General features: G+C 70.7%; 14 protein-coding genes and 1 tRNA gene. 10 read left to right on the top strand and 5 right to left on the bottom strand.

Annotated features, from left to right (window positions below; genetic code table 11):
• Positions 1–2: 2 nt before the first annotated feature.
• A tRNA-Gly gene (locus J2W45_RS11480) sits at positions 3–76 on the bottom strand.
• A 49-nt stretch (positions 77–125) separates the two neighbouring features.
• The gene (locus J2W45_RS11475) at positions 126–1,382 is read right to left on the bottom strand and encodes a response regulator transcription factor (protein WP_310131920.1); all 1,257 of its coding nucleotides are present in this window, start codon (positions 1,380–1,382) and stop codon (positions 126–128) included.
• 173 nt (positions 1,383–1,555) lie between these two features.
• Here J2W45_RS11475 and J2W45_RS11470 point away from each other — a divergent pair, with 173 nt between their 5' ends.
• From J2W45_RS11470 to J2W45_RS11460, 3 genes are read left to right on the top strand one after another with little or no spacing between them, the layout of a single operon-like run.
• Positions 1,556–2,035, top strand: coding sequence for a DUF6325 family protein (locus J2W45_RS11470; RefSeq protein WP_310131919.1), 480 nt, complete (start codon positions 1,556–1,558; stop codon positions 2,033–2,035).
• A gap of 31 nt (positions 2,036–2,066) precedes the next feature.
• Positions 2,067–2,195 (top strand): hypothetical protein, encoded by a 129-nt coding sequence (locus J2W45_RS11465; RefSeq protein WP_310131918.1) that lies wholly within the window; start codon positions 2,067–2,069, stop codon positions 2,193–2,195.
• A 13-nt stretch (positions 2,196–2,208) separates the two neighbouring features.
• Positions 2,209–4,575, top strand: coding sequence for an arylsulfatase (locus J2W45_RS11460; protein WP_310131916.1), 2,367 nt, complete (start codon positions 2,209–2,211; stop codon positions 4,573–4,575).
• Here the strand turns inward: J2W45_RS11460 and J2W45_RS11455 are convergent.
• Positions 4,559–5,521 (bottom strand): formylglycine-generating enzyme family protein, encoded by a 963-nt coding sequence (locus J2W45_RS11455; RefSeq protein ID WP_310131913.1) that lies wholly within the window; start codon positions 5,519–5,521, stop codon positions 4,559–4,561. The two genes, J2W45_RS11460 and J2W45_RS11455, sit on opposite strands and share 17 nt — an antisense overlap.
• A 253-nt stretch (positions 5,522–5,774) precedes the next feature.
• Here J2W45_RS11455 and kdpF point away from each other — a divergent pair, with 253 nt between their 5' ends.
• From kdpF to J2W45_RS11420, 7 genes are read left to right on the top strand one after another with little or no spacing between them, the layout of a single operon-like run.
• Positions 5,775–5,864 (top strand): K(+)-transporting ATPase subunit F, encoded by a 90-nt coding sequence (gene kdpF / locus J2W45_RS11450; RefSeq protein ID WP_310131912.1) that lies wholly within the window; start codon positions 5,775–5,777, stop codon positions 5,862–5,864.
• A gap of 2 nt (positions 5,865–5,866) precedes the next feature.
• Positions 5,867–7,555: a potassium-transporting ATPase subunit KdpA gene (kdpA, locus tag J2W45_RS11445; RefSeq protein ID WP_310131910.1), complete on the top strand. Its 1,689-nt coding sequence runs from the start codon at positions 5,867–5,869 to the stop codon at positions 7,553–7,555.
• A gap of 2 nt (positions 7,556–7,557) precedes the next feature.
• Positions 7,558–9,714, top strand: a complete 2,157-nt coding sequence (kdpB, locus tag J2W45_RS11440; protein WP_310131908.1) for a potassium-transporting ATPase subunit KdpB — start codon at positions 7,558–7,560, stop codon at positions 9,712–9,714.
• Between the two features lie 23 nt (positions 9,715–9,737).
• Complete coding sequence (kdpC, locus tag J2W45_RS11435) at positions 9,738–10,361, top strand: K(+)-transporting ATPase subunit C (protein WP_310131907.1); 624 nt, start codon at positions 9,738–9,740, stop codon at positions 10,359–10,361.
• Between the two features lie 37 nt (positions 10,362–10,398).
• Entirely contained in the window at positions 10,399–11,001 is a 603-nt protein-coding gene (gene dcd / locus J2W45_RS11430) for a dCTP deaminase (protein WP_310131905.1), read from the top strand.
• A gap of 45 nt (positions 11,002–11,046) precedes the next feature.
• Entirely contained in the window at positions 11,047–11,574 is a 528-nt protein-coding gene (locus J2W45_RS11425) for a hypothetical protein (RefSeq protein WP_310131904.1), read from the top strand.
• 10 nt (positions 11,575–11,584) lie between these two features.
• Complete coding sequence (locus tag J2W45_RS11420; protein ID WP_310131902.1) at positions 11,585–12,331, top strand: glycoside hydrolase family 16 protein; 747 nt, start codon at positions 11,585–11,587, stop codon at positions 12,329–12,331.
• Positions 12,332–12,416: 85 nt separating this feature from the next.
• Here the strand turns inward: J2W45_RS11420 and idi are convergent, their stop codons facing one another.
• Together idi and J2W45_RS11410 are read right to left on the bottom strand one after the other, a co-directional pair.
• On the bottom strand, positions 12,417–12,968 hold the full coding sequence (gene idi / locus J2W45_RS11415) for an isopentenyl-diphosphate Delta-isomerase (protein ID WP_310131901.1): 552 nt from the start codon (positions 12,966–12,968) through the stop codon (positions 12,417–12,419).
• Positions 12,969–12,977: 9 nt separating this feature from the next.
• Positions 12,978–14,129 (bottom strand): hypothetical protein, encoded by a 1,152-nt coding sequence (locus tag J2W45_RS11410; protein WP_310131900.1) that lies wholly within the window; start codon positions 14,127–14,129, stop codon positions 12,978–12,980.
• Positions 14,130–14,162 lie beyond the last annotated feature (33 nt).

The following is a 14,162-nucleotide window of genomic DNA, read 5'->3' as shown; positions in this document are numbered from 1 at the left end:
CGTGGAGCGAGTGACGGGAATCGAACCCGCGCTATCAGCTTGGGAAGCTGAGGTTCTACCATTGAACTACACTCGCGCGGCCCGGGATCCCAGTGAATCACTGGGATGTGAGGCTGTGGCCCAGACTACCCGGTCCGTCGCCCCGGGCCAAACCCGCCCTCTGCCGATGTCCCCCCGTCCGACCAGGGCCGGATGAGGCCGAGCAGCGTCGCGCGCTCGATGGCGCCGCTCCGGGTGGAGACCTCGAGCTTGCGGTAGAGGTGCGCCATGTGGCTCTTGATGGTGTTGACGGACACGAAGTAGCGGTCCGCGAGCTGCGTGTTGGTGAAACCGGTCGGGAGGAGGACGAGGAGTTCGCGCTCCCGGTCGGTGAGCGGCTCCGCCAGGCCGGCGCCGTCCGCGGCCCGTGCGGCCGTCGAGGCGCAGCGGATCACCTGGGTCGCGACCGGCGGCAGCGAGGGCAGCCCGAGTCCCAGGATGCGCGACGTGGTGTCGGGGCCCGCATCCAGGAACACCGAGACCAGGCCGTATTCGTCCGCGATGCGCAGCGCCTGAACGAGCAGGTCGTCGGTCCGCGGGGTGCGCCCGCGCATGGCCGAGAGCGATGTGGCCAGCACGAGGCTCCGGATGCGGTGCAGCGGCTCCCCGGAGTCCGGCAAGCCCGAGTGCAGACGGAGCGCCTCCCTGGCGTCCGCCGATCGGCCGAGGGCGAGGCACGCAAGGCCGCGCTCGAAGAGCACCGCGCTCGCGGCGGGCGAGCGGTCCGCGAGCACCGCGAGAGCCGCGGCCGGGTCGCCGTTCCGCCTCGCCCTCCGCGCCCGGGATGCGACCAGCGCCTCCACGACGATCGGGGGCGGCGAGCCGGAGGGCAGGGGAGCGGTGGGTTCCTCATCCATCACGCTGCCGAGTTCGCGCCCGATCGCGTACGCGATCCACGCGGTCTGTGAGCGGTCGTCGACGGTCGCCCGGAGAGCGGCGGCCCGCAGCTCTCGCTCCGCGACGCTCGGGTCGCCGCGGGAGACGGCGACCAGCGCGTCGGCCAGGTGCGCGTCCGCCGTCGCCGGGTGGGTGAGGGCGCCGCTGACCTGCGCCTCCGCGCGCGCCTGCCCGGTGAGCTCAGTGGCCCGGGTGGTCTCGCCGACCCAGGCGTCGAGGAGCGCGAGCGCCCCGAGCGTGCGGATCCGTGACAGCGGCTCGCGCGCGCCCTCGCGTGCCAGTCCGCGGCGCAGCCGGTCGCGGGCCCCGCCGATGTTCCCCGCGAGGAAGTGGGCCCGTCCGCCGGAGATCAACGCCACCGAGGCCAGGCGCTCGGCGTCCGCCCGGCGCGCGGACTCGCCCGCCGGCTCGATCGCGGGCGCCAGAAGCGGACGGCCGACGCCCATGTGATCACCCCCTCCGCGGGATGCCCAGTGTCGCACCTCCCGCCGCCCCTCGGCGAGACAGTTGCACTCACCCGAATCGGGTGACGACCGCGCCGAGGGACGCGGGTTAGTTTCCGAGGAGCGAGGACTCGCAGAACCGCTGCCTGTCGACGCCGAGGCGAAGGAGGGTCAGTGTGACCGATGAGACGACAGAGAATGCTGCGCCGGTGGACTTCATCATCATCGAGTTCCCGGAGGGGCAGCAGAACTTCTCGGGGGAGGTGCTCGAAGAGCTCGCGAACCTGGTGGAGGCCGGGACGATACGGCTCGTCGACGCGATGATCCTCATCAAGGACGCGGACGGGTCCGTGGACGCGCTGGAGCTGTCCGAGGTCGACGACGTCGGCCCGCTCCGCGAGCTGACCGCCGACCTCGCCGACTTCCTCGCCGAACAGGATGTGGCCGACCTCGCGGCCGCCATGGAGCCCGGCAGCGTGGCGGGCGTCATCGTGTACGAGAACGTCTGGGCGGGCCCGTTCGCGGCAGCGGCCCGGCGGGCCGGCGGGCGCCTCATCGCCGACGGCCGCATCCACAGCCAGTCCATCGTGGACGCTCTCGAGGCGGAAGCGGAATGGGAAGAGGACGAAGAACTCGAACGTGAAGGAGACGTGTGAGATGCGAGCTGCACGAGTAGGACGAGTAGGGGTGGTCGGTCACCCGGTCGCGAAAGCCGCGGTGGTCACCAAGGTGGTCGCGAGCCCCGGCCCCGCCCCGGTCGCGAAGACCGCGGTCGTCGCGGCCGCCGTGACGCCCGGCCGCCGCCGCCGGTTCTGATCGCGAGGACGTCATGAATCCCGACCGCCACGCGCGCACCATGCTGCCCATCCCGGATCGGCCGTTGCCGGGTCTGACGACGTATGACGCGAAGGATCCGGAGACGTCGTATCCGCCGATCGAGCCGTTGCGGCCGCCGTCGGGTGCGCCGAACGTGCTGGTGATCCTGGTGGATGATGCGGGGTTCGGCTCCTCGAGTGTGTTCGGGGGTCCGTGCCGCACGCCGAACGCGGAGAAGCTCGCGGCGGGCGGGTTGACGTACAACCGGTTCCACACGACGGCGTTGTGCGCTCCGACGCGGGCGGCGCTGCTCAGTGGCCGGAACCATCACTCGGTGGGGATGGGCAGCATCACCGAGACGGCGACCTCGGCGCCGGGGAACAGTTCGTTGCGGCCGAACACGAAGGCGCCGCTGGCGATGACGTTGAAGCTGAACGGGTACTCGACGGCGCAGTTCGGCAAGTGCCACGAGGTGCCGGTGTGGCAGTCCTCGCCCATGGGCCCGTTCGACGCGTGGCCGTCGGTGGGCGGCGGGTTCGAGACGTTCTACGGTTTCATCGGCGGGGAGAACAACCAGTGGGACCCGTCGCTCTACGACGGCACCACACCGGTCGAGCCGCCGGCGACACCGGAGCAGGGGTACCACCTGACGGAGGACCTGGCCGATCACGCGGTGACATGGATCCGGACGCAGAAGGCGTTGATGCCGGACAAGCCGTTCTTCGTCTACTTCGCGCCCGGCGCCACCCACGCCCCGCACCATGTGCCGCAGGAGTGGGCGGACAAGTACGCGGGTGCGTTCGCCGACGGCTGGGATGTGCAGCGGGAGAAGACCTTCGCCCGGCAGAAGGAGCTGGGGGTCATCCCCGCCGACGCGCAGCTCACTCCCCGGCATGCGGAGATCCCGGCGTGGGATGACATGCCCGCCGAGCTGAAGCCCGTGCTGGAGCGCGAGATGGAGGTCTACGCGGGCTTCATGGAGCACACCGACCACCACATCGGCCGCATCATCGACACCATCGAAGACCTCGGCATCCTCGAGGACACGATCATCTACTACATCATCGGCGACAACGGCGCCTCCGCCGAGGGCACCCTCAACGGCGCATTCAACGAGATGGCCAACTTCAACGGGATGGCCGCGCTGGAGACCCCGGAGTTCCTCACCTCCAAGATCGGCGAGCTGGGCAGCCCCAGCTCCTACAACCACTACGCGGTCGGCTGGGCGTGGGCGATGGATGCGCCCTTCCAGTGGACCAAGCAGGTCGCCTCCCACTGGGGCGGCACCCGCAACGGCACCATCATCCACTGGCCCGACGGCATCACCGACAAGGGCGGGCTGCGCTCGCAGTTCACCCACGTCATCGACGTCGCCCCGACCATCCTGGAAGCCGCAGGCCTTCCCGAACCCACCATGGTCAACGGCGTCCAGCAGTCCCCCATCGAGGGAACCAGCATGCTGTACTCCTTCAACGAGCCGGCCGCCCCGGAACGCCACACCCTGCAGTACTTCGAGATGTTCGGCAACCGCGGCATCTACCACAAGGGCTGGAGCGCCGTCACCAAACACCGCACCCCGTGGGAGCTGGTCGGCGGAGCACTGCCCGCGTTCGACGACGACGTCTGGGAGCTGTACGACGGCAGCGTCGACTACAGCCAGGCGCACGACCTGTCGACCGAGGACCCGCACCGGCTCCACGAGCTGCAACGGCTGTGGCTGATCGAGGCAGTGAAGTACAACGTCCTACCCATCGACGACCGCGGCGCCGAACGGCTCAACCCCGAGCTGGCGGGCCGGCCCTCGCTGATCCACGGGAACACGCAGCTCCTCTTCCCCGGGATGGGGCGGCTGTCGGAGAACAGCGTCCTGAGCATCAAGAACAAGTCGTTCTCGGTGACCGCGGAGCTCGACGTGCCCGACGGGGGCGCGAACGGGGTCGTCATCGCGCAGGGCGGCCGTTTCGGCGGGTGGAGCGTCTATGTCAAGGACGGACTCGCCACCTTCGTCTACAACGTCCTCGGCATCCACGAGTTCCGGATCGTCGCGTCGAGAGCGCTCGAGCAGGGGCGGCACCAGGTGCGGATGGAGTTCGCCTACGACGGCGGCGGCCTCGCGAAGGGAGGGGACGTCACGCTGTACTACGACGGTGACGAGGTCGGGTCGGGCCGGGTCGGCGCCACCCAGCCCATGATCTTCTCCGCCGACGAGACCACCGACATCGGCTTCGAATCGGGGACGGCCGTGACCGCCGACTACGAGCCGGCGACCAGCCGTTTCACCGGGAGGATCCACTGGGTGCAGCTGGATGTCGGCGTCGAGGACGCGGACCACTTCATCGACCCCGAGGAGCGGTTCCGGATCGCTATGGCTCGGCAGTGACGAACGCGGCCCGGCCGGGGGCGCAGCAGTCGTGCATCTCCGACGCCGCCTCCGCCGCCGGGAGGTCGATCATGGCCGCCGCGGCGGAGACCACGGTCCGGAACCCGGCGTTGGCCATGGCGGAGTCCGGCGTGTTCTGCGACCGGGCGGAGTTGCGGTAGCGGTTGCAGTAGGAGTCGTGGCAGAGGAACGACCCGCCACGCAGGACGCGTTGCGTGCCGTCTTCCGGGCCGGTCGGCCCGACGGCGGCGGCGTTCCCGTAGTACTCCGCCGAGTACCAGTCCTCGCACCACTCCCAGACGTTGCCGACGGTCTGGTAGAGGCCGTACCCGTTGGGCGCGAAGTGGACGGCCGGGGCGGTGGTGAGGAACCCGTCGGACAGGTCGTTGCTCACCGGGAACACGCCCTGCCACACGTTGCAGTTCCACTCGCCGTCGCTCAGCAGCTCGTCGCCCCACGGGTACCGGGCGCCGTCGAGCCCTCCGCGGGAGGCGTACTCCCACTCCGCTTCGGTCGGGAGCCGGCGCCCGGCCCAGCGGCAGTACGCTTGCGCGTCGTTCCAGCTGACCTGGACGACCGGATGGTCGCCGAGCCCGTCGAGGTCGGAATCGCGACCGCCGGGGTGGCGCCAGTCGGCTCCGGCGACGCCCAGCCACCAGGGGGTCTGCGGCGGGCGGCCGAGCACGTCCGCGTCGTCGCCCGCGAAGGCCAGGTGGAACACCGCCGAGTATCCGAACACCTCGGACTCGGTCCGGTACCCGGTCGCGTCCACGAACGCGGCGAAGTCGTCGTTGGTCACCGAGTGCACGTCGATCGAGAACCCGGCCAGCTCGACGGTGTGCAGCGGCGTCTCGCCGTCCGCGTACCGGCCGTCGCCCGTGCTGTCGCCCATCACGAACGACCCGGCGGGGATGTCCGCCTGAGGAATGCGGTGCACGGTGCTCATGGTGACTCCTGCCGACGGGGCCCAGTGTAGGTCGTCCGCCGCGGTCTGGCCGGTCCGGATTCGGAGCGCGGCCCGGCGCGCGGCGGAGGGAAACCGTTAGGACTCGCGCGAAGGCCGTATGGATCCCGTTAGGACCCGTCGTCCGCGTCCCGTCGCGGACTTGCATTGCTCCCATGTTTGATCTCATCTGCGTTGTGGGGATCGTCGCGCTCGGCGCGATCGTCGCCCTCATCGGTCGAGGGGTGGAGAAGCTGTGATCTTCTTCGACATGCTCGCGGCGGCACTGGCCGTCGCGTCGATCGCCTACCTCGTGTACGCCCTGCTGAAGCCGGAGAAGTTCTAGCGATGCCGGATACGACGACTACCGCTTGGCTCTTCGTGGCCTCCCTCGCCACGCTCATCCTTCTGCTCGGCCTCGCCTACCGCCCCCTCGGCGACTACATGGCCGCGACCTTCACGACCCGCAGAGACCTGAAGATCGAGCGCGGGTTCTACCGGCTCATCGGCGTGGACTCGCGCGTCGGGCAAAGCTGGCCGGTCTACCTGCGCAGCGTGCTCGCCTTCTCGATCCTCGGCGTGCTGCTCGTCTACGCGCTGCAGCGCGCGCAGGCCGTGCTGCCGTACTCGCTCGGACTGCCAGCGGTGCCGGAGGGGCTCTCGTTCAACACCGCGATCTCCTTCGTCACCAACACCAACTGGCAGTCGTACTCGCCGGAGGTGACCGTCGGCTACACCGTGCAGCTCGCGGGACTCGCGGTGCAGAACTTCCTCTCCGCCGCGGTCGGTCTCGCCGTCGCGATCACGCTGTTCCGCGGGTTCGCCGCGCACCGCTCGGGCACGATCGGCAACTTCTGGGTGGATGCGACGCGCGCCGTGCTGCGCATCCTGCTGCCGCTCTCCGTGGTGTTCGCCATCGTCCTGATCGCCGGCGGCGCCATCCAGAACTTCGCCGGGTTCACCCACGTGAGCACGCTCACCGGCGGGACGGCGACCATCCCCGGCGGACCGGTGGCGTCGCAGGAGGCAATCAAGCTCCTGGGCAACAACGGCGGCGGCTTCTTCAACGCCAATTCGGCGCACCCGTTCGAGAACCCGACCGCCTGGACGAACCTGGTCGAGATCTTCCTGATGCTCCTGATCCCGTTCTCGCTGCCGCGCACGTTCGGCCGGATGGTCGGCGACAACCGGCAGGGCTACGCCATCCTCGGCGCGATGTCCGCGATCTTCGTCGTCTCGCTGGTCGCGCTCACGCTGTTCGAACTGCAGGGAGGCGGAACGGCGACCGGGGCTGCGGGCGCGGCGCTCGAAGGCAAGGAGCAGCGGTTCGGCATCCTCGGATCGACCTTCTTCTCGACGACCAGCACCCTGACCTCGACCGGCGCCGTCGACGCGATGCACGACAGCTACACCCCGCTCGGCGGCATGATGACGATGCTCAACATGATGACCGGCGAGGTCGCCCCCGGCGGCATCGGCGCCGGACTCTACGGCATCCTGATCATCGCGATCATCTCGGTGTTCCTCGCCGGGCTCATGGTGGGACGCACGCCCGAATACCTCGGCAAGAAGATCGGCTCGCGCGAGATCAAGCTGGCGAGCCTGTACATCCTGATGACGCCGACGCTCGTGCTGGTCGGCACCGGGCTCAGCTTCGCCATCCCCGCCGTCCGGGACGAGCTCGAGAAGGTCTCGATCCTCAACCCCGGCCAGCACGGCTTCTCGGAGGTGCTGTACGCCTTCACCTCCGCGGCGAACAACAACGGGTCCGCGTTCGCGGGACTCACCGCGAACACCCCGTGGCTGAACGCGGCGCTCGGCACCGCCATGTTCCTCGGGCGGTTCGTGCCGATCGTGTTCGTCCTCGCGCTCGCCGGATCCCTGGCGGCTCAGGACAAGGTGCCGGCCACCGCGGGCACCCTCCCGACGCATCGACCCCTGTTCGCCGCCTTCGTGGTCGGCGTGGTCGTCGTCGTCGCAGCACTCACCTATTTCCCCGTTGTCGCGCTGGGTCCCCTGGCGGAAGGGCTTCACTGATCATGTCCACTCTCACCGACACCGCGGAGGGCCGCGGTCAGACCCCGTCTCACGGCGGCGCCGCGCCGTCCGGCGCGTTCTCCGGCCGCCAGTTGTGGGCCGGCCTGCCCGGAGCGTTCCGCAAGCTCGACCCGCGCGACCTGTGGCACAACCCGGTCATGTTCATCGTCGAGGTCGGCGCGGCGCTGACGACCGTATTGGCCATCGCGGAGCCGTTCCTCGGCCGGCAGACCTCCGGCGGAACGGTCACGACGCTCGCCTTCACCTGGGCGATCGCCGTCTGGCTGTGGCTGACTGTGCTCTTCGCCACGCTGGCCGAGTCGGTCGCCGAGGGACGCGGCAAGGCGCAGGCGGCCAGCCTGCGGAAGACGCGCACGACCACGGTCGCCAACCGGGTCACGGGCTACGACGCGGCCCGGGATGCGACGGCGACCGACGCCTCCGTCGAACAGGTCCCGTCGGCCGACCTCCGCCTCGACGACGTCGTGATCGTCTCGGCGGGCGAGCTGATCCCGGGCGACGGCGACATCGTCTGGGGCATCGCCTCGGTCGACGAGTCCGCGATCACGGGCGAGTCGGCGCCGGTGGTGCGCGAGTCCGGCGGCGACCGCAGCGCCGTCACGGGCGGCACGCGCGTGCTGTCCGACCGCATCGTGGTGCGGATCACGAGCAAGCCCGGCGAGACCTTCGTCGACCGCATGATCCGGCTGGTCGAGGGCGCGGCGCGGCAGAAGACGCCGAACGAGATCGCGCTCAACATCCTCCTCGCGGCGCTCACCATCGTCTTCGTCGTGGTCGTCCTGGTGCTCGGCCCGACCGCCGGGTACGCGGATGCGGCCCCGAGCGTGACAGTGCTCGTCGCCCTCCTGGTGTGCCTCATCCCGACCACCATCGGCGCGTTGCTCTCGGCGATCGGCATCGCCGGCATGGACCGGCTGGTGCAGCACAACGTGCTCGCCATGTCTGGCCGTGCCGTCGAAGCCGCGGGCGACGTCACGACGCTGCTGCTCGACAAGACCGGGACCATCACGTACGGCAATCGGCAGGCGGCGCAGTTCACGGCGGTGGAGGGCGTCGACCAGCCCCAGCTGGTCAAGGCAGCGGCTCTCGCCTCGCTGAGCGATCCAACGCCGGAAGGATCGTCGGTGGGCGCGCTCGCCGCGGAACGGGGCTTCGTGCACGAGGGCGCCGTCGACGGCGAGGTGGTGCCGTTCACGGCGCAGACCCGGATGAGCGGCGTCGACTTCGCCGACGGTACCCAGGTGCGCAAGGGCGCCGCATCCATGGTCGTCGCCTGGGCGCAGGAGTCGTCGCAGGTGCCGTCCTCGGTCCTCGCCGACCTCGACGCGAAGGTGCTGCGCATCTCGGAGGCGGGCGGCACGCCGCTCGCGGTCGCGACGAAGTCGGCGACGGGGGAGGCGCGCATCCTGGGCGTCATCTACCTCAAGGACATCGTCAAGACCGGCCTGACCGAGCGGTTCGCCGACATGCGCCGGATGGGCATCCGCACGGTGATGATCACCGGCGACAACCCGGTCACGGCGAAGGCGATCGCGGCCGAGGCCGGGGTCGACGACTTCCTCGCCGAGGCGACGCCGGAGGACAAGCTCGCGCTGATCCGGAAGGAGCAGCAGGGCGGCCGCCTGGTCGCGATGACCGGCGACGGCACGAACGATGCACCGGCGCTGGCCCAGGCGGATGTCGGGGTCGCGATGAACACCGGGACCTCGGCCGCGAAGGAGGCCGGCAACATGGTCGACCTCGACTCCGACCCGACGAAGCTGATCGACATCGTCCGCATCGGCAAGCAGCTGCTCATCACCCGTGGCGCGCTCACGACCTTCTCGATCGCGAACGACGTCGCGAAGTACTTCGCGATCATCCCGGCGATGTTCGTGGGGGTGTTCCCCGGACTCCAGGCGCTCAACATCATGCAGCTGCACTCGCCGTCCTCGGCGATCCTGTCCGCGGTCGTCTTCAACGCGATCATCATCGTCGTCCTCATCCCGCTGGCGCTCCGCGGCGTGCGCTACCGGGCGGCCTCGGCCTCCGCGCTGCTGCGCAGCAACCTGCTGATCTACGGGCTCGGCGGCATCATCGCCCCCTTCATCGGCATCAAGCTGATCGACCTGCTGGTCAGCCTCATCCCCGGCTTCTGAAGAAACGGAACGGAACCACTCTCATGAACGCAACGGCACGCGGCACCGGTCGCCAGTACTGGGTCGCCCTCCGGGCACTGCTCATCTTCACCGTCGTGCTCGGCGTCGCCTACCCGCTCGCGGTGACCGGCATCGGCCGCCTCGCCCTCCCGCACCAGGCGGACGGCTCGACCGTCAGCTCCCAGGGCGCGGTCGTGGGGTCCAGCCTCATCGGGCAGTCCTTCACCGACGCGAAAGGGAACGCCCTCCCGCAGTGGTTCCAGTCGCGGCCGTCCGCGGCCGGCGACGGCTACGACGGCGGCGCCTCGAGCGGAAGCAACCTCGGGCCGAACAACCCGGACCTGCTCACGGCGATCCAGCAGCGGAAGGCGGCCCTCGAGAAGGTGGACGGCGCGACCGCCGGCAGCATCCCGCCTGACGCGCTGACCGCCTCCGGCTCCGGCCTCGACCCGCACATCTCGCCGGCCTACGCGCTGCTCCAGGTGGATGCGGTCGCCCGCGCCCGCGGGATCGGCGCCGACCGGGTCCGCGCCCTCGTCGAGCAGCACGTGCAGCAGCGCGACCTCGGCTACCTCGGCGAGCCGACCGTCAACGTCCTGGAGCTCAACATCGCCCTGGCGGCGATGGGCCCGGACGGGAACCGGTAGCGACCGCCGCCGCGAGCCCACCCGGTAGGCTGGCCCCGTGCTTCTCTCCGATCGCGACATCAAGGCCGAGCTGGGCGCCGGGCGCATCGCCCTCGAGCCCTACGAGCCGGAGATGGTGCAGCCGTCGAGCATCGACGTGCGCCTCGACCGGTTCTTCCGGCTGTTCGACAACCACAAGTACCCGTTCATCGATCCGGCGGTCGACCAGCCGGAGCTGACCCGGTTCGTCGAGGTGGATGCGGACCAGCCGTTCATCCTGCACCCCGGCGAGTTCGTGCTCGGCTCGACGTTCGAGCTGGTCAGCCTGCCCGACGACGTCGCGGCGCGGCTCGAGGGCAAGAGCTCGCTCGGCCGGCTGGGGCTGCTCACGCACTCCACCGCCGGGTTCATCGACCCGGGCTTCTCGGGCCACGTCACGCTGGAGCTCAGCAATGTCGCGACGCTCCCGATCAAGCTGTGGCCGGGCATGAAGATCGGCCAGATGTGCTTCTTCCGGCTGTCGTCCGCCGCCGAGCGCCCCTACGGCTCGGCCGAGTACGCCTCCCGGTACCAGGGGCAGCGCGGGCCGACGGCGTCGCGCTCGTACCTGAACTTCCACCGCACCGACGTCTCCACCACCGAGGCGGGCCGCCCCGCCTGATCCGAGCCGCCAGGCCCGACCGCGGGCCGAAGGGAGTTCCGCACCATGAGCGAGACCACCGACGCCGCGTTCGCACGGGCCCTGATCAGCTCGGGTCCGATGGAGCACAACCCGCAGCGGATGCAGCTCTTCGGCCGGCTCGTCGGCAGCTGGCGCGCGGAGGTGCGGCAGCTCGACGAGGCGACCGGAGTCTGGCGCGAGTACAGCAACGAGTGGATCTTCGCCTACACGCTGGGCGGCCGTGCGGTGCAGGATGTGCTCGTCATCCGCGACGAGGACGACCCCGAGGGCGTCCAGGGCCGCGGGTCGACCGTGCGCGTGTACGACTCCACGCTCGGAGCCTGGCGGGTGAGCTGGTTCGGCGCCGCCGCCGGCGACTTCTGCACCCTGGTGGCCACGCCCTACCGCCGCGACGGGATCCGGCAGGACGGCACGCAGACCGACGGCCGGCCCATCCGCTGGAACTTCTCCAACATCACCGACGACTCGTTCGAGTGGGACGGCTGGGTCTCCGACGACGAGGGCCGCACCTGGTGGCTGGAGCAGCACATCGACGCCGTCCGCACCGGATGAGGGGAGCGCGGTGTTCGACGACTTCGACGACCCCCGGCTCGACCGCAGCGTCTGGCTGCCGCACTACCTGCCGGCGTGGAGTTCGCTCGCCGAGACGCGGGCGACCTACCTCATCCACGACTCCCACCTCGAGCTGAGCATCCCGCCCGACCAGGGGCTCTGGTGCCCGGGCGAGCACACTCCGCCCCTGCGCGTCTCCGGGCTGCAGACCGGCAACTTCTCCGGGCCGGTCGGCTCGGCCGTCGGTCAGCAGCCGTTCCGGCCGGGTCTCACCGTGCGGGAACAGCAGGAGGAGTTCCGCGGCTGCCTGGTGGAGCACGGGACCGTGGGGATGCGCGCGTCCCTCTACCTCAGCCCGCGGTCGATGGCGTCGCTGTGGCTGGTCGGCTTCGAGGACGAACCGGAGCGCAGCGGCGAGCTCTGCGTGATGGAGGTGTTCGGGCGCGACGTCGAGCCGGAGCAGGCGCTCGTCGGGATGGGCTTCCACGCGTTCCGCGACCCTCGCCTGGCGGAGGACTTCGAGCGCATCCCGCTGCCCATCGACGTCACCGAGCCGCACGCCTACGAGGCGCACTGGGACGGCGACGAGGCCACGTTCCGGGTCGACGGCCGGGTGGTCCGGATGCTGGATGCGCCCCCGCGCTACCCGCTTCAGCTGATGCTGGCGGTGTTCGACTTCCCCGAATGGCCGGACGAACGGGACCCGGGGCACGCGTTCGTCCCCACGCTCTCGGTGGACCGCGTCTGGGCGACCTGACGAGCCGCGACGCATTCGCCTCCGGGTATACGCCCGGAAGAGTTATCCACAGTCAATTACACAGGTGGAAAATAGTGAGCCGGACTCACAGCTGACCCGAAGCTTCGAGGCTGTCGTCGGCGTAGAGAGCCGGCAGCTGCAGTGTGAGCCACGGGCTGAACGCCCACGGGGTCAGCTCGACGGCGCCCAGAAGCGAGCGCGGGTCGACCCACTCCCACTCGGCCACCTCGGAGGCGGACGGGCGGAGGTCGCCGACGACGGTCGCCGTGTAGACCGGGCACACCTCGTACTCGACGATGCCCGCCGCATCCACGGCGCGGTAGCGGAAGTCCGGCAGCACCGGCTCCAGGTTGTCGATCGTCGCGCCGAGCTCGTCGGCCGCGCGGCGCCGAACGGCGTCCTCGATCGCCTCGCCCGGGCCGGGGTGGCCGCAGAACGAGTTGGTCCACACCCCGGGCCACGTCGCCTTGCTCAGCGCGCGGCGGGTGACCAGGATGCGGCCCTCCCCGTCGAAGAGGTGGCACGAGAAGGCGAGGTGCAACGGCGTGTCCGTCGTGTGCACCGTCGCCTTGTCCGCGGTGCCGATGGGGGTGCCATCCTCGGCGAGCAGAACGACCTCTTCGCGGGGTGGCGTCATGCGTCCATACTAGGCGGCGCCGTCCGGGGCGGAGCCGGGAGCGTCGTCGGGGGAGACGGCCTCGCCGGTGCCCGGGTTCTGGCTGCGCGCCGGGCGCCAGCCCAGGTTGCGCGCCATCCGCTCCAGCGTCGCCATGGTGGTCGCGTAATCGGCCTCGGTGATGCCGTTGGCCAGTTCCGCCCGCACCGTCGCCACGCGCTCGAAGGCGCGGTCGTGGGCCGCGCGGCCCTCGTCGGTCAGCGTGGCGCTGTCGCCGTCGAACCAGACCCAGCCGCGCTCGACGAAGTCGGACAGCACGCGCTGGATGCGGTGCCCGCGGCGACGGTCGCGATCGAACCCGCCGAAGCGGCGGTCGAAGGGACGGCCGGGGCGTCGAGGACCGAACGGGCCGTAGGCGTAGACGTAGCCGTAGCCCGCGGGGCCGGCCGGGCCGCCGTACGCTCCGGGGAAAGCGTGGGCGCCGGGGAAGCCGCCGTGCGCCCCCACGGGAAAACCGCCGTACGGGTGCGGCCCGAAGGGGCCGCCCGGCTGGCCGGCACGCAGCGTTCCGAGGGTGAAGCCGCGGTCGAAGCCGCGCAGGTAGCCGCGCTCGACCGCCTCCTCGAAGCCGTGGGGGTGGTGGTGGCCGCCGTGGTGGTGGCCGCGCTCGTGATCGCGCTCGTGGTCGTGGTCGTGGTCGCGGTCGTGGCGGTCGCCGTCGTGGTGGCCGTCGTGGCGGTTCGACTCCTGGGGGTCGCTCTCGTGGTGGTCCGGATGCGGCTGGTCGACGCCGTGCCGGTGCCCGTCGCCCTCGCCGCGGTAGCCGTCCCGGCGCGTGTCGCCGGCGGCGACGTCGCGCTCGTCGCGCGGCTCCTGGCCGCGCCATCCCGGGCGGAACCCGTACCCGCGGCGCTCGTCATGCTGCGGCCGCGGGTCCCGGCCGTCGGGGCCGCCGCGTCCGTCGCGGCCCGCGCGGTCACCGTGCGGGCCGCCGTGCGGCAGGCGCTCTGCGAGCTGCTCGGCCGTCGCCGGTCCCTCCGCGAGGGTGTGCAGGATGCGCCAGCTTCCGCGGCGCAGTCCCAGGTCGGCCAGCGCGTCGCGCATCCGCTCGTGCAGCAGGCCTTCGATCTCGCCGAACCAGTATCCGGGCGGCGTCTGTGTGGAGTCGTCGATGTTCGTCATCGGGGCTCTCCCTTCCAATTACATGTACTGTTA

Origin of the sequence: Leifsonia shinshuensis (assembly GCF_031456835.1) — a bacterium.
Classification (GTDB): domain Bacteria; phylum Actinomycetota; class Actinomycetes; order Actinomycetales; family Microbacteriaceae; genus Leifsonia; species Leifsonia shinshuensis_C.
The sequence above is the reverse complement of the archived record's forward strand: the minus strand, read 5'-3'. Positions and strand labels throughout refer to the sequence as shown.

Coding starts and splice junctions, on each gene's coding strand:
- J2W45_RS11475 (WP_310131920.1), bottom strand. CDS start 1,382: ATGGGCGTCGGCCGTCCGCTTCTGGCGCCCGCGATCGAGCCGGCGGGC.
- J2W45_RS11460 (WP_310131916.1), top strand. CDS start 2,209: ATGAATCCCGACCGCCACGCGCGCACCATGCTGCCCATCCCGGATCGG.
- J2W45_RS11455 (WP_310131913.1), bottom strand. CDS start 5,521: ATGAGCACCGTGCACCGCATTCCTCAGGCGGACATCCCCGCCGGGTCG.
- kdpA (WP_310131910.1), top strand. CDS start 5,867: ATGCCGGATACGACGACTACCGCTTGGCTCTTCGTGGCCTCCCTCGCC.
- kdpB (WP_310131908.1), top strand. CDS start 7,558: ATGTCCACTCTCACCGACACCGCGGAGGGCCGCGGTCAGACCCCGTCT.
- kdpC (WP_310131907.1), top strand. CDS start 9,738: ATGAACGCAACGGCACGCGGCACCGGTCGCCAGTACTGGGTCGCCCTC.
- J2W45_RS11425 (WP_310131904.1), top strand. CDS start 11,047: ATGAGCGAGACCACCGACGCCGCGTTCGCACGGGCCCTGATCAGCTCG.
- idi (WP_310131901.1), bottom strand. CDS start 12,968: ATGACGCCACCCCGCGAAGAGGTCGTTCTGCTCGCCGAGGATGGCACC.
- J2W45_RS11410 (WP_310131900.1), bottom strand. CDS start 14,129: ATGACGAACATCGACGACTCCACACAGACGCCGCCCGGATACTGGTTC.